The organism is Mammaliicoccus sp. P-M59 (genome assembly GCF_022386135.1).
Classification (GTDB): Bacteria; Bacillota; Bacilli; order Staphylococcales; family Staphylococcaceae; genus Mammaliicoccus; species Mammaliicoccus sciuri_A.
In genome coordinates this window covers 229461-252922 of sequence record NZ_JAJNJJ010000002.1, presented here as the reverse complement: position 1 = coordinate 252922, position 23462 = coordinate 229461, and the positions used below count along the sequence as shown (strand labels likewise).

The following is a 23462-nucleotide window of genomic DNA, read 5'->3' as shown; positions in this document are numbered from 1 at the left end:
CCCTCCATATTTTCTCTATATATTTAGTTTACTTCTACAATGTTGATAAGTAAAATGAATATTAATAATGAAATCTATAACTTAAAGTTATAAGGAAGGGGGATTAATTTGGAAATCCGTCAATTTAACTATTTTATGACAGTAGCCAAACTGGGCAGTTTCACTAAGGCTTCACAACAATTACATGTTTCTCAACCAGCGCTTAGTAAGACAATCAAAGCATTTGAATCTGAACTGAATGTCGAGTTATTAGACCGTTCAGACAGACAAGTTAAACTTACAGATTCAGGTGAAATTGTTTATAATCATGGACTTAAAATCTTTGATACATTAAACTCTTTAACATCGAATTTGAACGATAATAGTTCATTAAAAAGTGGAAATATAAAGATTGGTTTACCGTCATTAATTGGTATTATGTTCTTTCCTAGCATGATAAAAGGCTTCTCTTCGGCGTATCCACATTTAACAACAGAATTAATAGAAGAAGGTACTCATAAAGTTATACGTTTAGTAGATGAAGGTGAGATAGATTGTGGCATCGTTATGTTACCAGTAGATGAAACAAAATTCGACGTCTATCAATTGACGAAAGATAAATTGATGTTATATCTACAAAAGTCGCATCCATTAGCACAACGTTCGGAAGTTGCATTAACGGATATTAAGCATGAACCGACTATTTTATTTACAGAAGATTTTACGATGCATGATCGCATTATACAAGAATGTGATAAATTCGGATTTAAGCCAAATATTGCGTATCAAAGTGCACAATGGGATTTTATTAAAGACATGGTAGAAAATAATTTAGGTGTTACGTTCTTTCCAGAATCATTAAAGCGCAAAATCGATTATGATAAAATCACTGCAGTACCTATAACAGAACCGTATATTTATTGGGAAGTGGGTCTTATCGTTAAAAAAGATAGGTATCGTTCACATGCAACGCGAGCACTAATTGATTATATATTAGAGAATGGTATTTAGTTAGTTATAACTTTTAGTTATAGAAATTATGATATTTATATATTTAACAAATAATCATATCAGGACTATATTAGTAATTGTTCACAGGAAAAAATTTTAAAGCTAGCAATTACGAATAGGGAGCGATTTATTATGGATCAAAATAAATACCAACAAGGTATGGATAAACTTATGGAATATACTGCAGAGACAGGTTCAACACATTTAAAAATAGCTGACAATCTTAAAGATATAGCACCTGACGTTTCAAAATATATTATTGAATTTGCTTATGGAGACATTTATTCACGTAAAGGTTTAACAAATCAACAACGTGCTTTAGTAACGGTTTCTTCACTTGTAACACAAGGAACAGAACCTCAAATAGAATTACACATCAATACAGCATTGACATCAGGCGTGACGCCAGAGGAAATCATAGAAACAATCACACATTTAATACCTTATACTGGTTTCCCACGTGTATTAAATGCGTTAACAGTAGCTCAAAAAGTATTCGAAGACAGAGAGATAAAAGTAGATTTGTCTAAAGTAGAACAATAATACAACCCAAAAAACCGCCCGATCCTGTAGTTCGCTGCTACGAATCGGGCGGTTGTTTTTTTATACGTAATTTAATTATTCCATTAAGTAACTGTCTTCGGCGCGTTTGATTGTTTTCTTTTTCCATGGGTCGAGTATTGGTTTAACGATAAATCCTATTGTGAATATGACGACACCAAATAATACGAGACATATGAGATTGTATATGAGTATTTCTGGTACGACGCCTCCAACCGCTTCTCTTAAAGCATCTACGGCATAAGTAAATGGCAAATATGGATGTATAGCTTGGAAGAATTTTGGTGTGACTTGTATTGGGAATGTTCCGCCTCCACCTGCTATTTGTAGTACCATAATAACAATTGCTAATGCTTTACCTACGTTACCGAATAGGGACACTAATGTATAGACGATACATATAAATACGATTGAAACGAGTACGGCTAATAGTATAAATAATAATCTATTATCAATTGCTGCGCCTAAAATAAACATATCTCCTAGCGACACGATAATGGACTGTATAATACCTATAATAATGAATATAAAGCTCTTTCCAACGAATGTTTCTCTCAATGAATATTTCTGCTTAATTTCTGGATTTTTAATATCTGTTGTTAATAAGTTAGATAATAGTAAAGCACCTACCCAAATTGCTAAAGATGTATAGAATGGTGTACTTGCTGTTCCATAGTTTGGCACACTAAATAACGATTCTTCTTTTAATTCTATTGGATGTGCGATAATATCTGCTTGTTTCTTTAAATCATTTTTCAATAATTTAATCAGTTCATGAACTGTATCATCTTTATCTATTTCTCTAACTTTCTTCGCTGCTTTCTTAATATCTTCTTCAATACCTGGTAAATCATTTCGCGCAAATTCTGCTAAGTCATGAATTTCCTTTTGAGCTTCTGGTAAGTTGTCATCTATTAATTGAACAGCACGGTCGTATTTATCAATCATTGTTGGTAAATCATTATTTGAGAACTGTGCGAGCTTTTTAACTTCTGATTGAACATTTGGTAGTTCATTTTCAACGTAATAAGCACCTTTACCAACTTGCTCTTTAAATTTAGGGAAGTTTGTTTGAGCTACTTCATTAATGTTATTAAACTTTCTTTCAAGTTCTGGTAATTCATTATTAATGCTGACTAATAAATCATGACCATTTTGTAAGGAACTTTTCCCAGTTTGAATTACATTATCTATCATGTTCATGGAACTTCTAATCTTCGAGATATCATCGATACCTTTAGTTAACGCTTGATCGATTTGATTAACGCCTTCCATTAAAGTCGTCTTAAAATCACTGCTTGTATATTTCAATAAATTATCTAAAGATACGAGATTAGAATCGATTAATTTATCTAATGCTAAGACTTCTTCTTTGCCAGATTTACCGTTATTTAAAGCATTAATCAGGTTGCTTTGGCCATTTATAACACTTTGTAAATCTTTGTTAGCTGATTCAAATTGTGAAATGGCTGATGAAGTATCAATACCTTCAGATTTCTGAAGTTCCTTTAAAATATCAATCATAGAATTATTAAAAGTGACACCTTGTTTTAAACGTGATTGATTGTTTTTCACAGTGTCTGCAAGTTGTTTACTGTCTTGGCTCATCAAGATACTTTGATTGATGGCTTGCATGCTTTCTAAATCTTTTTTATTCATAGTAGCTTGTTCGTTACTGTAGTCTGAGAGCGCTGTTAAAGATTCGCTCAGTGCAGATTTCATTTCGTTTAATTCTTGATCAGTTAATACGTTTTTAGAAGCTTGGTCATTATTTTCGTTATTATCATTTTCTTCTTCATAAGCTTGTTGCGTTGTTACGATATCATTTTCTTTCTCTTGTTCTTCAGTCGATGGTTTTTCTTCTGTTTCTTCTTTAGAAGTATCAGCTTTTTCTTTTTCACTTTCTTGTTTTTCAGCATTTTGGTCAGTATTATTATCTTCTTTGTTTTCTTCTTCTGACGACTGCTGAGGTTCTTTTGTACTTTGTTCAGGTTTCGCTTTGCTATCTTTACTTTCTTTCTTGTCTTTTTCAGCTTCTGATTTCAGCTTTTCGTTCGCTTTTTCAGTTTTTTCCTGAGCTTTTTTAGCATCTGCTTCATACTGGTCTAATTTACGATTTAATTCAGGTAAATATTGTTCTGCTTTATTGATAGCTGCTAATGCTTTTTCGGTTGCTTCAATACCTTGAGGCACACCTTTATTAATTTTAGGGAATTGTTGCTGTACTTTATTCGCTTTTGCTAATGCACTTTCAATCTCAGGCATTTTAGCATTCAATTTCGTAATTAATTGAGCTGCTTGGTTAATGTCACCCATTTTACTATTTACTTCATTAATTTTCTTAACGCCTTCATTAATATCTCCTTTGTAATTTCCTAGCGCTTCGAATTCATCTTTATACTTTGTGATGTCATCTTGATGTTCATCAATTTCAATGACTTTCTCTTTGAATTCTTCTATTTTCGGAAGATTATCTTCAGCAGTATATACAGCATTTTTAATTTTGCTTAGAGTAGGTAATTCATTTTCAAGATCTAAACCGACTTGGTTTGCTTCTTTTAATAATGCTTTCGTTGCATTCTCGCCAAATTCTTTATTTAAAGAATCTACAATGGATGATGCACCAGCGTTTGTCATTTTAGGTGCAATGGCATTTAATTTCTCGTTTACTTTGTAATCAATAACGGCTTTCTTTGGTTTCTTATGATAGATACTTGTGACTTCATCAGAAAAAGTCTTATGTAAATATATAGAGGCATAATAATCACCTTTTTCAACACCATCGTCAGCCTTCTTACGATTCACAAATTCCCATCCAAACTTATCGTTCTTCTTCAACTGTTCAACTAATTGGTCACCAACGTTAATATCTTTACCTTCAACCTTAGCACCCTTATCTTCATTCACGACCGCAATTTTAATACCTTGCGTATTGTTGTAAGGATCCCACGTAGAACTTAAATTAAACCACGCATAGAATGATGGCAAAATAGAAAGACCTAATAATAATATAATTACAAACGGCACACGTCTGATATTTTTAATATCTTCAATAAAAATTTCAAATGGTTTCTTCAAAATCATAACTCCTTATCCATTAGTACATGACATGTACTATAAATATCAATACCGCTATCATACCCCATGTTCAAAATCAATTCAATCCCCTTTTGTTATATCAGTATATTTATAAAGGTTAATATATGACTAAAATAGCGTATTATAGATATATCAGTATATTAAAATAGAAAATATTTCTATTTTTGGATATCGAGAAAAAAAGACCTCTTTCAAAGACCGCAGATGTCATGTCTGCATTGAAAAAGGGTGGGGGGAATATCTATTAGTAATTGAATCGATATGTGAAATATTAGATAATAGGAATAATATTTTATATTGTTGTTTTAATAGAAAGTGAATAGGAGATTAAAAATGATTATTAACCTCGAAGAAATGAACATAAACTTTGATCTAGAAAGTGAAACACCTTTTTTTCAAGCATTTAATGAAAATAGAGTACGTTTTGATGTAGAACACGTAAACAAGAAGCAACTTTCCAATATTATTAATCAATTATTTACCAACCAAACTAAAACAAAATGTTCGTTTTTATCAGAGTATAAATATCCTGTTAAATTTAGAGAAAAAACACGATTTGGTCGTTTCTTCAATATTACAAACTGGAAAGAAGAAGTACACACTTCAAATGAAGAATATATAATAGTAACTACAGAGAACTTAAAAAATGATGAAATCATTAATTATTGTTTATACATCCAAAAAGGTATGATTGAACCTTATATCATATTCTATAATAAGCAAAATATACTCTATATTAGTAACGATGTTATAGATATTATAAGCAGCTCGAAAGATATGATTAGCAATATAAAATTGGAGTTTAAAGAGTTTATAGATGTTTTTTATGAAATATTAGATTAGCGAAGCGTAAATATGCTTCGCTTTTTTGTACTCTAATAGACAATCAAAAAATATATATTAAATTTATTAAATGGTCATTATATGTCCATGTATTATATTTAACTAAAGATAAGTAGCATTTTATTAACTTTAGGAGGATAGAATATGTATTCAAAAAAGGTCGTTACATTGATTTTAGGGCTTTTACTATTATTGTTTGCAGTTAACAAAGCAGATGCGGTGGGAAATTATTATTATAATGGTATGGAAAGTTGGAATGCTAATTCTGCATATAAGAAAGCCCAAAAAATAAATAATAAAGATATTATCATGAAGCGTTATGATTATGCGCATAAGAATAAATATAAAGCGGTTGGTCGTGTTTCTAATATGGATGGCTGGAAAGGTCCGGGTAAAGATAGTATGGGAACAGGGTTTGTAGTAGGTAATCATACATTTGTTACGAATGCACATGTTGTTGAAAGAGCAAATGGTAGACAAACGGATCCTAAAAAAATAAAATTCCAATTAAATCGAGATGGCAAAAAAATACCTTATCAATTCCAAGCTAAAAAAATTTATAAGGTTCCTGCTTATGATATGGTCGTCGTAGAAACGAAAGAAAATATGGTTCAAAAGGCAAAAGTTCAACCTTTAAAACTAGCAACTAATAAACAAATCAAATCATTGAAATTCAATGATAATTTATACTCATTAGGCTATCCAGTCGTTAATGGAAATAATACATACGCTTATTGGAATAAGTTGAAATTTTTACAAGAGTCATCTAATAAAGCAAAATTAATGACGAAAGATAAGTTTAGAGCGGGAGATTCAGGTTCTCCAATGGTAAATGGTAATTTTGAAGTATATGCATTAAGAACGTATGGGTATAATTTGAGAGGTAATTCAGGCTACCAGTATGCTAAACAAGAAGTAGCTGGAGGAGAATCAATTTACGGAAATCCAAGAGCGTTTATACTTAAACATAATCGATAATATATAAACAGAGCATCCCTCATTTATTGAGAGATGCTCTGTTATTTTGTGTAGCTTTAATCGTGTATTATCTTATTAATTATTCTTTATCTTCTGATGTTTTTTTGCGTCTAAATAATAGGAATGCTGATCCTAACATAGCGATAAGTGTACCAAATAATGTAGTATGTTCTACTTTAGATTCACCTGTATCTGGTAATTTATGATTATCTTTATGATTAGTATCTTTAGAAGTGTGCGCTTGATTATTATTATTTAGTTTCACTATGTTGTTTGAGCTAACTGAGTTGTCTGATTTAACTGGGACAACATTGTTTGAATGACCAGTTTTATCCATGTTGCTCGGATTATCCATGTTGCTCGGATTATCCGGGTTGCTCGGATTATCTGGGTTGCTCGGATTATCTGGGTTGTCAGGATTATCTGGGTTGTCAGGATTATCTGGGTTATCTGGGTTGTCCGGGTTATCCGGGTTGTCTGGGTTGTTCGGATTATCTGGGTTGTCTGGGTTGTTCGGATTATCTGGGTTGTTCGGATTATCTGGGTTGTTCGGATTGTCCGGATTATCTGGATTGTCCGGATTATCAGGGTTGTCCGGGTTGTCTGGGTTATCCGGGTTATCCGGGTTGTCAGGGTTGTCCGGATTGTCAGGGTTGTCCGGATTGTCCGGGTTGTCTGGAATTTCACATACTTCATTGATATATTCTACTTGTTTAGGTGTTAAACTTGATTTGATATAGTCTAATTCTGCTTTATTAATCTCTTCTTCAGACATACCTTGTGCTCGCATAGATTCTTTTTTAAGTTCTAATTGTCTGCGTAAATCTTCTTCGTTCCACTCTCCACTAACATTGACACTTGTAGTAAGCGGTCCGCCACTAAAGTCTTGTGGTGTATCAAATTGTTTATTAAATACAATACCGTAAGCACTATTTGCTACTACGTTACCTAAGTTAATGATTGCGATATTACCATCAAATGTGATGTTTTCAGGTGTAATGATATTCGTATATGAACTCTTACCATCCTTTGAAACAGCAGGATAATATCTATTCACTAACCAATCAGACGCATCAGAAGTTGTGACATTATCATAAGGCAACGTCACACGCATAACAGCATTATCAATTGCATAGTCAGTCGCAAAAACAATTCTCCAATTTTGTGCTGTTGTTGCTTCATTTGGACCACTTTGCCAATGATGAACTTCTAAATTTCCCGGGCCATAATTATGAGTGTCAGTTGCATTTGGATGGTTATTTGGATTTTTCACTTTTTCTTGAAAACCATTGTTAGAATAGTCATCTAAATTTGTATCCATAACACTTTTAGCATTAAGATTAACTTTATTTGTATATTCAGTTGTCACTTCATCAGCTGTACAATGCTCGCTTGTTTTTACGCCGTTTTTAACAGTTTGTGTTTGTTCAGGCACATAACCATTTTGCGCATTGAAATACGTCAAAGCACCATCTTTATCTGTATCCTTTTTAGCATCAGCCTCATTGTTTACTGCAATAGAATTTGTGTCTTGATCAGGATATTGCTTTGCAGCATAAGAAGTAGCTTCATCGTTATTATCTTCAGGTGTCTCACTTGCTTCATTTGTTGTAACGTCTGTGTTCTCGTTCGATTCATTAGTCGTTTCTGGTTGTGTAGCATCGCTTGGTTGTTCCACAGCAGTATTCTCTGAATCTGTATTTGTAGTTTCACTATTGATGTTTGTATTGTCTGTTTCTACTGCGCTATTTTCACTCGCTTGTGCTTCATGTTGAATACCCATGACTAATAAAGTTCCCAATAAAATAGATCCCGTCCCGATTTTGAACTTTCTTAATGAAAATCTTTGATAAGTGTTCCTTTGCATTAAAATTCATCTCCATCCCGTATTATGTTACATATTACATCTATCTAATATATTTATACCTCACGGATATTAATAAAACAATAGATTTTTTTCATAAATATGTCACTGTTTACAAAATATTGAAAAATAAAGTTTATACATATAACAAACATTTTTGTTTTAAAGTAATTTTTAATATTTATAACGATGCATAATATACAATAAAGTGCGTAAGTCATATGAATTGACGATGATTCCACACGAGTCTAATATAAGCAAAGAAGAATACAAATATAGTATTCTATCCAGTAAGTAACGGAGGAATTTATGATGCTAAATGCTAAAGCGAGAGCAGTAAGTAGTCCGGATTCTAATTTTTTTGCGACAGAAATTACGAGAAGAGATTTAGATAAACATGATATTTTGATAGAAATTAAATATGCAGGAATATGCCATTCAGATATTCACACTGCACATGGAGAATGGGGACCAGTGAACTATCCTTTAGTACCAGGTCACGAGATTGCGGGTATTGTTAAAGAAGTTGGTTCTGATGTGAGTAAATATCAAGTAGATGACCGTGTTGGTGTTGGTTGTATGGTTGATTCATGTGGCGAATGTGAACATTGTCAAAATGGAGAAGAACAATACTGCGTAAAAGGAATGGTTGGTACATATGCAGGTACTGACAGATATGGCGAACCTACTCAAGGTGGTTATTCAACACATATCGTCGTACATGAAGATTTCGTACTACGTATTCCAGATAACATTCCTTTAGATGAAGCGGCACCTTTACTTTGTGCAGGTATTACAACGTATTCACCTTTAAACCACTGGAAAGCATACGAAGGTAAAAATGTAGCTGTTATCGGTATGGGTGGACTTGGTCATATGGCTGTTCAAATTGCACATGCAATGGGTGCTGACGTAACAGTATTATCACGTACATTAAATAAAAAAGAAGACGGATTGAAATTAGGCGCTTCTCATTATTATGCAACAAGTGATGAGTCAACATTTGAAGAACTAGCGAACTCATTTGATTTAATTATTAATACCGTAAGTGCTAATTTACCAATAGACGATTATCTTAGATTATTAAGCTTAGACGGTACACTTGTTAACGTAGGAGCACCAGCAGAACCCGTATCATTACGCGTAGCAAACTTAATCGGTCACCGTAGATCATTTGCAGGTTCAGCAATAGGTGGTATAAGAGAAACACAAGAAATGTTAAACTTCTGTTCAGAACATAACATTAGACCACAAATCGAACTAATTTCAGCAGATCAAATAGACGAAGCATATGAAAGAGTCTTATCATCTGATGTTAAATATCGTTTCGTAATAGATACAAGCACAATGTAATAACAAAAAATCCCCTGCTAACTCCAACGTTAACAGGGGATTCCTTTATTGATTCACTTTAAGATTCTACGGCGTCTTCCATTTGGGCTTCGAATTCATCTAGTAATGCGCGTACTTCGTCTGTTGTTTCTGTACTCATTAATTGATGTCTTAATTCGCTAGCGCCTCTCATGCTGCGGACGTAAATTTTGAAGAATCTACGTAAGCTTTTGAATTGTCGTGTTTCACTTGTTGCGTATTTATCGAATAATGTGAGATGTAATCTGAGTAGGTCTAATAGTTCTTTACTTGTATGCTCGCGAGGTTCTTTCTCAAATGCGAATGGATTATTGAAGATACCTCTACCAATCATAACACCATCGATGCCGTATTTTTCAGCAAGTTCAAGACCTGTCTTTCTATCAGGAATATCACCATTGATTGTTAACAATGTATTAGGTGCGATTTCGTCACGCAAATTCTTGATCGCTTCGATTAATTCCCAGTGTGCATCTACTTTACTCATTTCTTTACGCGTACGAAGGTGAATAGATAAGTTTGCGATATCTTGTTCGAAGACATGCTTTAACCAATCTCTCCATTCTTCTATATCATAATAACCGAGGCGTGTCTTAACACTTACCGGTAGACCACCAGCTTTTGCTGCTTGAATAATTTCGGCAGCACGTTCAGGTCTTAGTATTAAGCCAGAACCTTTACCTTTGCCTGCAACATTTGCTACAGGACATCCCATATTCAAATCAATACCTTTAAAGCCCATTTCTGCCATTCCAATACTCATTTCTCGGAAATGATCTGGCTTGTCGCCCCATATATGTGCGACGATAGGTTGTTCATCTTCACTGAATGTTAAGCGTCCGCGAACACTGTGTATACCTTCAGGGTGACAAAAACTTTCCGTATTTGTAAACTCAGTGAAAAAGACATCCGGTCTAGCAGCTTCACTGACTACGTGACGAAAGACGATATCCGTAACGTCTTCCATAGGTGCCAAAATAAAAAATGGACGTGGCAATTCACTCCAAAAATTTTCTTTCATAATATATTTTAACCTTCTTATTTATTAATTTATTAAATATTTATCCATGATGATATTACCATAAAAGTGCAACTTATACAAAAGGATATTTACTCATTTTAATTCAGATTACTTGTCATAACATCTAAACAATTTAATACGTAAAGCATGCATTTTGACTTTCTCATGTGGCTTTGTATAACATGATGATGTTAGAGAAAGATTTCGAGGAGATGTCGTCGTGGAAGAGTTGAAACACCGGGATAAGACTTTGCTTATTACGATTTTGATGGTAGGGTCATTTGTGGCCATTTTGAACCAGACACTCATGACTACAGCCTTACCAAGTATTATGAAAGAAATGCATTTAACAAGTAGTACGGTACAATGGCTAACGTCTATATTTATGTTAGTGAATGGTATTATGATTCCGATTACGGCATATTTAACACAGCGGTTTACAACTAGAACGTTATACTTTGCAGCTTTAACATTCTTTATAGTAGGTTCTATTATTTGTGTTATAACGGATCAATTTAGCGTTATACTCGCAGGCCGTGCAGTTCAAGCAATGGGTGCTGGTATTATGATGCCTTTAATGCAAACAGTGTTATTCCTCGTTTACCCAGCAGATAAAAGAGGACAAGCAATGGGGATGTTTGGATTTGTTGTCGGTTTCGCACCAGCAATCGGTCCAACATTATCAGGTTGGGTCGTATCTCAATATAGTTGGAAAGTAATATTCTACATTCTATTAGTTGTAGCCATTGTTGATTTATTATTTGCGATGAAATTCGTTAAGAATGTAACGGATGTTACGAAACCGAAACTTAATAAACTGTCTGTCACACTGTCGACATTAGGATTTGCGGCATTGCTATTTGGCTTTAGTGAAGCGGGTAATTTAGGATGGCATCATCCTTTAGTGTATTCAATGATCATTGTAGGTATTGTCATCTTAACAATGTTTATCGTGAAACAATTAAGTATGACTGAGCCGTTTCTTAACGTACGTGTCTTCACCTATAAATCCTTTACGATCAATATGATTATCGTTTGTATCGTCTTTGTTTCATTTATAGGAAGTCAAACAGTCCTGTCATTCTACTTACAGAATCTACACGGTTATTCACCATTGATGTCAGGATTAGCACTCATGCCAGGTGGAATTATAACAGGTCTACTTTCACCCTTCACAGGTAAAATATTCGATAAATACGGTGGTAAGTTATTATCCATCATAGGCGTTTCAATTGTCGTGATAACATCATTTGCTTTCACACAACTCGATGCACATACATCATTCGCTTATGTCACAATATTCTTTGCCATCTCACTCGCAGCAAATGCGATGGTCTTCAATCCATTAACAACAGCTGCGTTAAACAATTTATCACGTGAATTAGTACCACACGGAACATCGATGAATAATACAATGCGACAAGTCGGCGCAGCAATGGGTTCAGCAATATTAGTAACAGTTATGAACACAGCCATCTTAAACCCACATGAATATGGAATAGAAGGATTAGTACACGGCGTACGCGTCGCATACGTTGTTATCTGTATCGTAGCAGTACTCGGATTAATATTAGCAATTATCAACCCAACATCTAAAAAAGGCTATAAAGAAGCATAACGAAATAAAGCGTGAGAGCGGGACATACATAATGTCCCAGTCTTATGCTTATTTTTATAGGTCGAGCAGTGTGATATCAGACAACCCTCAGACTGACCCTTGTGAGTTTATAAGTAATACATAAGGAAATTTATGTAAACATACTTTATACTTAAATCAAAATAACAGAATTGAGGTTATCGTAGTGAAGAAGTTATGGATTTTGGGGATGGGTATCATTTTTCTGATAATCGTTGGAATTATGATTATGACGAAACCATCTAATGAACATCATTCAACAACAGTTAAATCAACAGACTCAACTTATATAAATAGCCAAATACCGACATTATTTCTACACGGTTATGCAGGAAGTGCGAATTCTGAGAAATATATGGTTCAACAAGCGAAGAAAAAAGGTGTCACAAAAGAAGTCATCACAGCATATGTATCTGAAGATGGAGAAGTTAGATTAAAAGGCAAACTTAAAAAAGATGCGACTAATCCTATTGTACAAATAGAATTAGAAAATAATAAACAAGGCGATCTAGACCTTAATGCAGAATGGTTTAAAAACGTACTAGCGAAATTACAAAGTGAATACGGCATTAAGAAATTTAACTTTGTCGGACATTCAATGGGGAATTTATCATTTGCTAAATATATGTTGAAATACGGGGATGATGAAACATTACCTCAGTTGAATAAAGAAGTGAACATTGCTGGTACATTTAATGGTGTATTAAATATGAATGAACAAGTCAATGAAATTAGTGTGGATAGAAGCGGTAAACCAAGTCGCATGAATCCACCTTATCCAGAACTACAACAATTGAAAGATATCTATAAAGGACAAGAAATAGAAGTATTAAATATATATGGTGACTTACAAGACGGCACCAACTCAGACGGCCGCGTATCCAACAGCTCATCAAAGTCTTTAAAATATTTACTAGGAAATAGTCCAAAAAGCTATAAAGAATCCAAATACGAAGGCAAAACAGCCCAGCACAGCGAACTACACGAAAACAAACAAGTCGCGAATGAGATAGTAGAGTTTCTGTGGGGGAAGTAGGGAGAATGAATAAGTAAACCGAAAAAGTATTTGACCTTAAAGTGTGGTTTAATGATAGGTTTTAAATGAAGGAGGTATATTGTATGAGAATTGACGATGTTTCCAAAAGTTTAAACATTACTAAATCACAAATTAGGTATTATGAAAAAGTAGGTTTACTAACAATTCCGAGAGATGCGAATCAATATCGTTACTTTGATGAACAAACGATGATTGATCTCAAAATGATTATGAACTTAAAGGCATTAAATATTGATTTAGAGGATATCAAATATGTTATTCAATTATTTCACGAACCAGCTACAGAAGCATGTAACGCTACTTCTATGGACTATATTAATAAAGTTATTCAAGAAAAAGAAGAAGAATTAAATAACCAAATATTTATCCTTAATAAACTAAAGAACATTCATGACTTATCTAAAAATAATCAGTATGCCATAAATAAAGAATTGATATTAAATGAGCTCAATCTAAGGGGAGGATCTAATGATTAGTGTCATTTATGGTGGTAATCAATCTGGGGTATGTTTTAAAGTGTATGAATCTATAATAAATAATATTGATTAAGGTAATCGTTACGTGTTTAATTTACAACAAATGAACTCACCTCTTATATTAGAGAATGGCTATCATTCAACAGTCACAGATCAACATCAAGAGATACTTAATAAACTAGAACAGTCTGATACATTAATATTTATATATCCACTTTATTGGTTTAATGTCACACCAATCATGAAAAGTTTTATAGATTTAGCATTTTGGCCAGAATATGCATTCAGCTTTAAGAAGAAGCGGTATTTCAGAAAAGGACTATGGAAAGGTAAAAAAGCAATTATTGTATACACACAAGGAGGACCAGAAGTATTTCATAGAATGAAAAAAAGAATGGGATACCACGTAATCAAATATCCATTAAACCTATCAGGCATCTATACAATATCTACTTATCATATTGATAACTTAAATAGAAGTAGAAATAAGAATAAAACTATGGATAAAATGATAGATGATATTACGAAGAAAGTAATGAAAAAGCTAGAAGAATAGTTAAAAAATAAACTGTGTAAGTAGAGAAGATGAATACTACTTGCACAGTTTTTTATGTTTTTTAAGTAGTTAACGAATAGTCTAATTGTTTAAAATACATATGAATATTAGGGTTAGTAGATTTTAATAAACCCAATTTTAAATCTTCTTCATAATTCTCTATAATTAAGTGCTTATTTATAGAGAAAGTCTTATTAAAAAATGATTGAATATTACAAATTTTTTGTTAATAAATTGTCTTTTATACTATATAATATAATAAGTATCTTATGATTATATTTGACTATATTATATTTAAATGGATAGATATATTTGTTATTCAAAAAATTTTTAATGTAAATATTATAGTAAATGTAAAAGGAAAATATAACTAGAATTTCATTAATAATAAGGATATTTGAGGTACTGAAGTATTGATAAAATTATAAGTAAATATGAAGATAGGGGATGTAAAATGGCTATTTATCACATGAATAGTGGGATCGATCAATTAGAAGGTTTGAGCTTAGAAGAAAAGCATGAAAAAATATCTACATTTATTAATAAGCAATTATCATCTAATAATTTAGCTTTATTTATAGGTTCGGGCTGTTCAGTAGGTGAAATAAAATTGATGTCTGAAACAATGAAAAAAATGTTGGAAAATGAGAAAGTTTTGAGTGTTGTTAAAAGATTTTTAGATATTAAAAATTTGAATGAATTTAACAATTATGTAAGAAATAATAAAGATAATGATATTGAAAAAGGAATTAAAAGCGAAATTGAAAAACATATTAATAGCAAGAAATTTGCAAATTTGAATGAATATAAAAAATTCTTAGTAGAACAACATTGCGACATGAAGGATGAAATTGAGCAAGTAATAGAAAATTATTATCATAAATATACAAATATAGAAGAATTATTAAATTGGATTCAAAATGGGTTACATTATGATTCAAGTAATTCTGAGTTAGAGAATGTATTTAAAATTATAAAAGATAAATTTATAAAAACTATTCCTTTAACAGGTAGCGAAAAATACACGAAAGAAACATATGAAATTTATAGAAAATTTTATAGATATATATTCGAAAAAAGAACAGAGCTTAAATCAAAAGTTTCAATATTTACTACAAACTATGATTTATTTAATGAATATGCACTTGAAGCGAATAATATAGTTTATAGTACAGGGTTTCAAAATACAATACACAAAAAATTTGATATTAACCAATTTAAATATAGATTGGTCGATGATACGAATAGATATAAGGAAAAGTGGCAACCAATATCAAAAGAGGCAAATTTATATAAAATACATGGGTCAATTAATTGGGAAGCTAATGATGATGGAGAATTGCAACAAAGAGACAATACAATAGATAACCCCAAAGTAGTAATATATCCAACAATGCTAAAACATAAGGAAACGGCACAAGCGCCGTATTCAGAATTATTTAGAGAGTTTGCAAATTGTTTACAAAAGAAAGATACTACTCTGATAATAATAGGTTATGGATTTCCAGATGAACATATTAATAATATAATAGCCCAAAATTTAAAAAATCAAGATTTCAATTTAATAATATTTGGTGATGAAACAGAAGAGAATGTAAATAATTTTTGTAAGTATAACAAGAATTCTAATTTACATATTATAGGAGGAAAAGTTAACTTAAATAAACATAAAGATGACTTAGATAAAGATGACGTAGATAAAGATGATGTAGATAAAGATGATGTAGATAAAGATGATGTAGATAAAGATGACATAGATAAAGACAACGTAGATAAAGATAATAAAGAAGAGGCTACAGAAGAAAAAACTGAAAAAGCGCACCACTTCAATTATATTGTTGAGAATTTTTTGAAGAGTCATAGTTCTGATATTTCAAAAGGGGAAATAAACGATAATGCATAATATTGGTAGAGTTACGAGTGTAACATTTGATAAGTTGATATTTGAAGTAAGTGATTTTGAAAAACTTAATTATAATTTGCACGGACAAATATATATTGCCAAGGGAGTAATCGATTATGTAACGATTAAAAATGAATATAGTGAAAAATTCATATATCAAGTTGTAAAAGTAGAAGATAAGGAAATACCTTTATCTTCTGAGGAGCAGGCGAAATTTAAGTATAATGGTAACTTTGAGTGTATACCTGTTGGTATGATAAGACATGGAAAAATTGAGTTTAATCTTAAAAAATATCCCTTTTTACAAGATAAAGTATATTTAACTAGTCAAGAAGAGATGGAACTAATATTTTCATATTATAATAATGATCATGACATCATTCTTGGACTCATTGATGAACAATATAATGCATATATTAATACCAATAAATTGCTAACAAATCACACAGCTATAATTGGAAATACTGGATCTGGTAAATCTACTACAGTTAGGCAGTTGATTTCAAAAGTCAATAAACAGGAAACAGAGAATTTATACTTTCATATTTTTGATGTACATGATGAATATAAAGAATTAAATGATGTAAAAAACATTGATGTATTAAAAGAATTTAAAATAAACATTCAGAAATTAGAGCTCCAAGATTGGATAAATTTAATAAAACCATCAGAATTAGTTCAATTACCTATCTTACAAATGGCATTAAAAATTGCTAATGCAATTGATTCAAAAGATTTAGATGAAACCATGTTTAAATGTTATATAGCATTACAATTGTATAGAAGTCAACAAACAGATGTTCTTGGAAAGAGAACGAAGATTATTAGTATTTTGGAAGGGACAAATATAAATACTGATAATTATAATTCTCAGTACGGTAATATGAAACCACAAGATGAGGATAAGTTTATTAAAGAACTACAAGATGTTCTACATTTAGATAGTGATACTCCAGATATAACAAAAATATTAGAAAAGGCATCATATAATGTATCCAGCTTTGAAAAATTATTAAATGGACTAAACTATGTATTTTTACTTGAGGAAAGTAAAGGGAATAGCCAAGCAAGAGCATACTCTGCTACGTTGGAAACTCGTATAAAAAATGTTCAATCAAGATTTTCAAGGTTATTTAGTCATGAGGATACAGAGATACAACACAAAACAGTTGTTTATTCAGTTGCTGATTTAGATGATGATTTATTACTATTTTTCACAACATATATTTTAAATAAGGAATTTAATAAAAATAAAGATAAGGGTATAAATAAGCGTACAGTGAATGTATTTGTTTTTGAAGAAGCGCATAGATACATATCTAAATCAAAGGAAAATAGTCAGTTTGATGAAGTAGAAGTATTTAAAAAGGTAGCTAGAGAAGGTAGAAAATTTGGTTGTTTTTTAATGTTATCAAGTCAAAGGCCAAGTGAATTATCTTCAACGGTTTTATCACAATGTAATAATTATATTGTTCATAGAATAAAGAATAATATAGATTTAGATTACCTTATAAATACTATTCCTTATATAAATCGATTTCAATTAAATCGTTTTTCGTATTTACCTACTGGGACAGCGTTTATAGTAGGAGAATTATTCCCAATTCCCGTTGAAGTAAAGATAATTGAGGCATATTCAAAAAATGTTACAACAACACCTGAAATAATTTATAAAAATAATAAATCATAATTATTAATAAGTAAAAGTAGTGCTATTTTATAACTGAAATATTGCATCTCTTTAAACGGTTTTAAGGTTAGGTGTAAAATATGATTTGTAGTAAAATTAAATCATAAAAATACTACTATTTAATAAATCATGTTTTAGTAGAAATAACTTTTTAAAAGGAGGCAATTGTAATATAACAATGACAACTATAAAGAATGATATAGGCAACAGTTCAAATGTTTCAGCAGATATTAATGAAAATAATATTCGTACTGATATACCTGATATTTTAGATATATTATTGATAGATAGAACAACTTCAACACCAAAGAAAGTAAAGAATATAATTTGGGCTAATGAAAATTATATACAGTATGGTGCAAAATACTATGGTCCAAAATCGCAAATGAAACCAGAATTATTAACTGGAATTATGAGTAATATAATTAAACCTAGATCATTAAAGTCACGAGTATTACAAAAAGAACGTACAAAAGCTAAGGGAGAAGTATTTACACCAACTTGGGTTGTAAAAAAGCAAAATGACGAGATTGACAAATCTTTCCAAAAAGATGATTTAGAGACATATGTTAGTAGAACCTGGATAGAGATTACTTGTGGTGAAGCACCGTATATGGTGAGTAGATATGATATGGAATCCGGTGAAGTAATACCGCTAGCAGAAAGAGTAGGTTTTGTTGATAGGAAACTAAAGAGAATCAATGAAGAAGTAAATGATAAAGCTGAATGGCAAAGATTAGTTGTTGAAGCTTATAAATCTAGTTATGGGTTTGAATGGAGTGGAGATTCACTTTTAATCGCACGCGAAAATATGCTTTATTCATATCGAGATTTCTATTATGAGAAATGGTTAGAAGAGCCATTATCCGGATTATTTAAAGATATAGCAGAGATAATAAGCTATAATGTATTTCAAATGGATGGAATGAAATATATTATTCCACTTAGTGAGAAAATAGAAAAGCGGAGTGAAGTTCAATTATCTTTATTCCAGGATGGACCAGTAAATAATGAAATAGTGAAACCTGGAAAAAGAGTTAAAATAATGAATTGGAAAACCAATAAAATGGAATTTTTTGACAAAGGGGTTAAATAAATATGGAAGATAATACACTTATTAGAACAACTAAAACTATTTATCCGCAAATTTATGCATATATTTTACCTTCTGAAAAAGAAAGGGAAGGATGGATCAAAATTGGTTATACTGAACGGAAAAATGTAGATGAAAGAATTAGGGAACAAACAAAAACTGCAGCAATTAATTTGGAATATTTAAAACTATGGTCAGAACCAGCTAAATTTAATAATAGTGAGGAATGGTTCAAAGACAAAACATTTCATTCATATCTACGTACATACAAGAAAATAGAACAAAGACCGAATACAGAATGGTTCTTCTATAATGGAAATCCTGAGAAATCACATAATGACTTTGAAGATTTTCTAAATCACAAATATGATCAAATTGAGGAAAAATCAACTTACAAGTTAAGACCTGAGCAAAATGAAGCTGTTATAAAAACAGCTCAATATATATTTGAAAACCCAGGAGGAGAATTTTTATGGAATGCAAAGCCACGCTTTGGTAAAACTCTAACTACATACGATTTAGCTAGAAAAATAAATGCAGAAAAAGTACTTATTGTCACAAATCGTCCAGCGATAGCAAACTCATGGTTTGATGATTTTGAAAAATTTATTGCATGGCAGACAAATTTTGCATTCATCTCAATTTCTGACTCATTGAAAGATAGACCAGTTATGAATCGTGAAGAATATAAAAAATATTTATATAATGATGGAGAAAAAGATAGAATATTATCATTTATCTCTTTACAAGATTTAAAGGGGTCTATTTATTTCGGTGGTAACCATGATAAGTTAGACTGGGTTAAAGATTTAGATTGGGATTTATTGGTAATTGATGAAAGTCACGAAGGTGTTGATACATTTAAGACAGATATAGCATTTGAAAAAATAAAACGCAACTTTACACTTCATTTATCAGGAACACCATTTAAAGCGATGGCATCAGGTAAATTTAGTGAAAATCAAATATTTAACTGGACATATGAAAATGAACAAGAATCAAAAATTAATTGGGATGACATACATGTAAATAACCCTTATGAGGATATGCCAAAATTAAATATGTTTTCTTATCAAATGAGTGAAATGATAACAGATGAAGTAAATCAAGGAGCTAAAATTGAAGGTAAGAACATAGATTATGCTTTTGATTTAAATGAGTTTTTTGAAACAAATGATGTTGGTAGGTTCATTCATGAAGAAGATATCATAAAATGGCTAGACTCTCTTACCCAAAATGAAAAATATCCTTTTTCAACAAAAAAATTACGCGATGAATTAAAACATACATTTTGGTTGCTCGATCGAGTAGCTAGTGCAAAAGCAATGGAAAAACTTTTGAAAAGCCATCCCGTTTTTGAAAATTATAAAATAATTTTAGCAGCTGGTAATGGACGTGTAGATGAAGACGATCAAACAGTTAACTATAAGTCTCTAGATAAGGTGAAAAAGGCAATTTCAGAAAATGACAAAACAATTACTCTTTCTGTTGGACAATTAACAACGGGAGTAACTATTCCAGAGTGGACTGCAGTAATGATGCTATCAAATATTAAGTCTCCAAGTTTATATATGCAAGCAGCGTTTCGTGCACAAAATCCATGGGAGTATAAATTAAATAATAATGTGTATAAAAAAGAGAATGCATATGTTTTTGATTTTGCACCAGATAGAACACTTGTTATATATGACGAATTTGCAAATAATCTTTCTAATAAAACTTCCAGTGGCAGAGGAACGACAAGCGATCGTAAAGACAATATTCAAAAATTACTTAATTTCTTCCCAGTTATAGCAGAAGATAGAGAAGGAAAAATGGTGGAGTTAGATGTAAATCAAGTGTTAACTATTCCAAAAGCAATTAAAGCTCAGGAAGTAGTTAAACGAGGGTTTATGTCGAATTTATTGTTCCAAAATGTGTCTGGAATATTCGCTTCTCCTGAGGCTCGTGAAATACTTGAGCAATTAAATCCAGCGGATTCTGGAAAATCTACATCACGTAATACTACTAATCCAATAGATACACAAGATGTTAAGCTTGATGAAAATGGAGATGTAGAAGTAAGTAATGAAATTGTTATAAATAAATCTAAAGCTCATTTCGGTGAAAAAGTATATGATAATATACAGAATACTGTTGATGAAATAATTGATCAGACAGATCCAAATATTAGTTCTATTATTGCTAATACTTTCAAGGATAATATACAAGATGTAGTTGAAGAAATCGCTAAAGAAAATGGTCTGACTAAAAAAATGGGTGAACAAGTAGTTGACAAGAATTCAAAATTAATAGCACGTGAAATTGAAGTGGTTAAGAAAAACACAAGTATAAGACAAAATGAAGTAAAAGCTGATTTTGAAAGAAAAGTATCTGAGTCTAACAATGATGAATCAGTAATAGAGGAAGCTAAAAAAATATATGAACAACAAAAGAAAGAAATAAATGATAATTTTAAAGCTGAAATAAGTGAAACAGTCAAAAATAAAACGAAAGACTTAGTTGAGCAATCTACTAAAACAATTTTGGAAAAAGCAGAAGAAAAGAAAAAAAATACAGTTGAAGATGATGTTCGAGCGCGATTAAGAGGATTTGCGCGCACTATTCCATCATTTTTAATGGCATATGGAACGCCAACTACAACTTTAAGTACATTTGATAAATCTCTAAGCGGTAATGTATTTAAAGAGGTGACTGGTATTACTTTAGAACAATTTAAAATATTAAGAGATTCTTATAATTTCTTTGATAGTGTTGTATTTGATGAGTCGATAAAAGAATTTTTAGATAAAAGAAAAGATCTTGCTAACTATTTTGATGAAACACAGAAAGAAGACATATTTGATTATATTCCACCTCAAAAAACTAATCAGATATATACTCCTAAAAGTGTTGTTAAAATGATGGTGGATAAGCTACATGAAGAAAATCCCGAAGATTTTAGTAATCCTAATAAAATATTTGTGGATTTATATATGAAGTCAGGGCTTTATATTACTGAAATAGTAAAAAGATTATATGTAGGTCTTGAAGAATTAATACCAAATGATGATGAAAGATTAAAACATATATTAGAAAATCAGATTTATGGATTTGCGCCAACAGAAATAATATATAATATAGCCAAGAATTATATTTTTGGTTTTGATGAAAAAGCTAATAAAATAAATGATTCACATATTGTTTGCTTAGATACAATACCATATGCATATGGTGAAAATGACTTTATAATAAAATGTAGTGAATTATTTGGAGGTAATAATGTGAAATTTGATGTAGTAGTTGGAAATCCACCTTATCAAAAAACAAATAGACAAAGCAACCGAGATGAAGCTGTCTATCCATATTTCTATGATTTGGCTGAAAAAATCGCAAATAAATATATTCTAATTTCACCAGCTAGATTTTTATTTAATATTGGTTCAACTTCTAAAAAATGGAATGAAAAAATGCTTACAGACAAACATATCAAGGTAGTATATTACAATCAAAATTCGCAACAGGTATTTCATAATACTGATATAAAAGGTGGAATAACTGTATTATATAGAAACTCTACAAAAATAGTTGGTCCGATAGAAACTTTTTCAAACTATAAAGAATTAAACTCAATATTGGCTAAAGTAAGTAGTGATAAGTTTGAAAGCTTCTCTTCTCTTGTTTATACGAATTCTAGTTATAAACTAACTAACGAAGTGTATGAAACTTTTCCTGATTTAATAGAGCGAGTGAGTAAAGCTGAAAAAAATTCAGTAGGATCTAATGTTTTTACCCGCTTTCCAGAACTATTTTATGATTCAAAAGTTAATAATGACTACATTGGTATTTACGGTAGAGAGAATAATCAGAGAATTACGAAGTATATTGAATCAAAATTTATAAAAGCCCCAGATAATTTATTTAGTTTTAAAGTAATTGTTCCAGGTGCTAATGGCACTGGAGAATTAGGAGAATCACTTTCTAATCCTATTGTTTGTGAACCGGGAATTGGACATAATCAAACTTTTATTTCAATTGGAAATTTTAAGAATAGGTTCGATGCTGAAGCTTGTTTAAAATATATAAAAACAAAATTTGTCCGAACTATGTTAGGAGTAAAGAAAGTTACTCAAAACAACAAAACTAAAGAAACGTGGTCTAAAATTCCATTGCAAGATTTTACAGAAAATTCTACTATAGATTGGACTAAGTCGATTGTTGAAATAGATAAAATGCTTTATGATATGTATAAATTATCACAAGATGAAATTAATTTTATCGAAAATAAGGTGAAATCAATGGAATAGCAAAAATTAGTTCCTAATTTTTAAGAGACATTATAAAT

Annotated in this window: 16 protein-coding genes; 13 read left to right on the top strand and 3 right to left on the bottom strand. The window is 31.2% G+C overall.

The features are described from left to right. Positions 1 to 108: 108 nt before the first annotated feature. Positions 109 to 990, top strand: coding sequence for a LysR family transcriptional regulator (locus tag LQ617_RS06200; protein WP_126476739.1), 882 nt, complete (start codon positions 109 to 111; stop codon positions 988 to 990). Between the two features lie 132 nt (positions 991 to 1122). Continuing rightward, positions 1123 to 1533: a carboxymuconolactone decarboxylase family protein gene (locus tag LQ617_RS06195; RefSeq protein WP_239739978.1), complete on the top strand. Its 411-nt coding sequence runs from the start codon at positions 1123 to 1125 to the stop codon at positions 1531 to 1533. A gap of 75 nt (positions 1534 to 1608) precedes the next feature. On the opposite strand, the gene LQ617_RS06190 is transcribed toward LQ617_RS06195, so the two are convergent. Beyond that, complete coding sequence (locus LQ617_RS06190) at positions 1609 to 4635, bottom strand: YhgE/Pip domain-containing protein (protein WP_239739976.1); 3027 nt, start codon at positions 4633 to 4635, stop codon at positions 1609 to 1611. 348 nt (positions 4636 to 4983) lie between these two features. Here LQ617_RS06190 and LQ617_RS06185 point away from each other — a divergent pair, with 348 nt between their 5' ends. Next, the gene (locus LQ617_RS06185; RefSeq protein ID WP_239739975.1) at positions 4984 to 5493 is read left to right on the top strand and encodes a phage tail protein; all 510 of its coding nucleotides are present in this window, start codon (positions 4984 to 4986) and stop codon (positions 5491 to 5493) included. A gap of 144 nt (positions 5494 to 5637) precedes the next feature. Continuing rightward, positions 5638 to 6471 carry a trypsin-like serine peptidase gene (locus tag LQ617_RS06180; protein ID WP_239739974.1) on the top strand — a complete coding sequence of 278 codons (834 nt, stop codon included), beginning with the start codon at positions 5638 to 5640 and terminating at the stop codon, positions 6469 to 6471. A gap of 79 nt (positions 6472 to 6550) precedes the next feature. On the opposite strand, the gene LQ617_RS06175 is transcribed toward LQ617_RS06180, so the two are convergent. Further along, complete coding sequence (locus LQ617_RS06175; RefSeq protein ID WP_239739973.1) at positions 6551 to 8338, bottom strand: fibronectin-binding protein FnbA; 1788 nt, start codon at positions 8336 to 8338, stop codon at positions 6551 to 6553. Positions 8339 to 8647: 309 nt separating this feature from the next. Here LQ617_RS06175 and LQ617_RS06170 point away from each other — a divergent pair, with 309 nt between their 5' ends. Beyond that, entirely contained in the window at positions 8648 to 9688 is a 1041-nt protein-coding gene (locus tag LQ617_RS06170; RefSeq protein ID WP_239739990.1) for an NAD(P)-dependent alcohol dehydrogenase, read from the top strand. A 58-nt stretch (positions 9689 to 9746) separates the two neighbouring features. Here the strand turns inward: LQ617_RS06170 and LQ617_RS06165 are convergent, their stop codons facing one another. Then, positions 9747 to 10727 carry a tRNA dihydrouridine synthase gene (locus LQ617_RS06165; protein WP_239739972.1) on the bottom strand — a complete coding sequence of 327 codons (981 nt, stop codon included), beginning with the start codon at positions 10725 to 10727 and terminating at the stop codon, positions 9747 to 9749. 220 nt (positions 10728 to 10947) lie between these two features. Between LQ617_RS06165 and LQ617_RS06160 the strand changes: the two genes are divergently transcribed. The 8 genes from LQ617_RS06160 to LQ617_RS06125 all read left to right on the top strand — a co-directional run bounded on the left by LQ617_RS06160 (position 10948) and on the right by LQ617_RS06125 (position 23424). After that, positions 10948 to 12345: an MDR family MFS transporter gene (locus LQ617_RS06160; protein WP_239739971.1), complete on the top strand. Its 1398-nt coding sequence runs from the start codon at positions 10948 to 10950 to the stop codon at positions 12343 to 12345. Positions 12346 to 12529: 184 nt separating this feature from the next. Beyond that, entirely contained in the window at positions 12530 to 13399 is an 870-nt protein-coding gene (locus LQ617_RS06155; protein WP_239739970.1) for an alpha/beta hydrolase, read from the top strand. 83 nt (positions 13400 to 13482) lie between these two features. After that, complete coding sequence (locus tag LQ617_RS06150; protein WP_239739969.1) at positions 13483 to 13896, top strand: MerR family transcriptional regulator; 414 nt, start codon at positions 13483 to 13485, stop codon at positions 13894 to 13896. Positions 13897 to 13981: 85 nt separating this feature from the next. Further along, positions 13982 to 14452: an NAD(P)H-dependent oxidoreductase gene (locus LQ617_RS06145; RefSeq protein WP_239739968.1), complete on the top strand. Its 471-nt coding sequence runs from the start codon at positions 13982 to 13984 to the stop codon at positions 14450 to 14452. A gap of 454 nt (positions 14453 to 14906) precedes the next feature. Next, positions 14907 to 16355, top strand: coding sequence for an SIR2 family protein (locus tag LQ617_RS06140; RefSeq protein ID WP_239739966.1), 1449 nt, complete (start codon positions 14907 to 14909; stop codon positions 16353 to 16355). After that, positions 16348 to 18045: an ATP-binding protein gene (locus LQ617_RS06135; RefSeq protein ID WP_239739964.1), complete on the top strand. Its 1698-nt coding sequence runs from the start codon at positions 16348 to 16350 to the stop codon at positions 18043 to 18045. Before LQ617_RS06140 ends, LQ617_RS06135 begins: the two co-directional genes overlap by 8 nt. Positions 18046 to 18223: 178 nt before the next feature. Next, on the top strand, positions 18224 to 19141 hold the full coding sequence (locus LQ617_RS06130; RefSeq protein ID WP_239739962.1) for a restriction endonuclease: 918 nt from the start codon (positions 18224 to 18226) through the stop codon (positions 19139 to 19141). A 2-nt stretch (positions 19142 to 19143) separates the two neighbouring features. Then, on the top strand, positions 19144 to 23424 hold the full coding sequence (locus LQ617_RS06125) for an Eco57I restriction-modification methylase domain-containing protein (RefSeq protein WP_239739960.1): 4281 nt from the start codon (positions 19144 to 19146) through the stop codon (positions 23422 to 23424). Positions 23425 to 23462 lie beyond the last annotated feature (38 nt).

Bases quoted from the DNA above. Each gene is read 5' to 3' on its own strand.
- LQ617_RS06175 (WP_239739973.1), bottom strand. From the start codon at position 8,338: ATGCAAAGGAACACTTATCAAAGATTTTCATTAAGAAAGTTCAAAATC.
- LQ617_RS06125 (WP_239739960.1), top strand. From the start codon at position 19,144: ATGGAAGATAATACACTTATTAGAACAACTAAAACTATTTATCCGCAA.
- LQ617_RS06170 (WP_239739990.1), top strand. From the start codon at position 8,648: ATGCTAAATGCTAAAGCGAGAGCAGTAAGTAGTCCGGATTCTAATTTT.
- LQ617_RS06130 (WP_239739962.1), top strand. From the start codon at position 18,224: ATGACAACTATAAAGAATGATATAGGCAACAGTTCAAATGTTTCAGCA.
- LQ617_RS06135 (WP_239739964.1), top strand. From the start codon at position 16,348: ATGCATAATATTGGTAGAGTTACGAGTGTAACATTTGATAAGTTGATA.
- LQ617_RS06150 (WP_239739969.1), top strand. From the start codon at position 13,483: ATGAGAATTGACGATGTTTCCAAAAGTTTAAACATTACTAAATCACAA.
- LQ617_RS06190 (WP_239739976.1), bottom strand. From the start codon at position 4,635: ATGATTTTGAAGAAACCATTTGAAATTTTTATTGAAGATATTAAAAAT.
- LQ617_RS06140 (WP_239739966.1), top strand. From the start codon at position 14,907: ATGGCTATTTATCACATGAATAGTGGGATCGATCAATTAGAAGGTTTG.
- LQ617_RS06195 (WP_239739978.1), top strand. From the start codon at position 1,123: ATGGATCAAAATAAATACCAACAAGGTATGGATAAACTTATGGAATAT.
- LQ617_RS06180 (WP_239739974.1), top strand. From the start codon at position 5,638: ATGTATTCAAAAAAGGTCGTTACATTGATTTTAGGGCTTTTACTATTA.
- LQ617_RS06165 (WP_239739972.1), bottom strand. From the start codon at position 10,727: ATGAAAGAAAATTTTTGGAGTGAATTGCCACGTCCATTTTTTATTTTG.
- LQ617_RS06185 (WP_239739975.1), top strand. From the start codon at position 4,984: ATGATTATTAACCTCGAAGAAATGAACATAAACTTTGATCTAGAAAGT.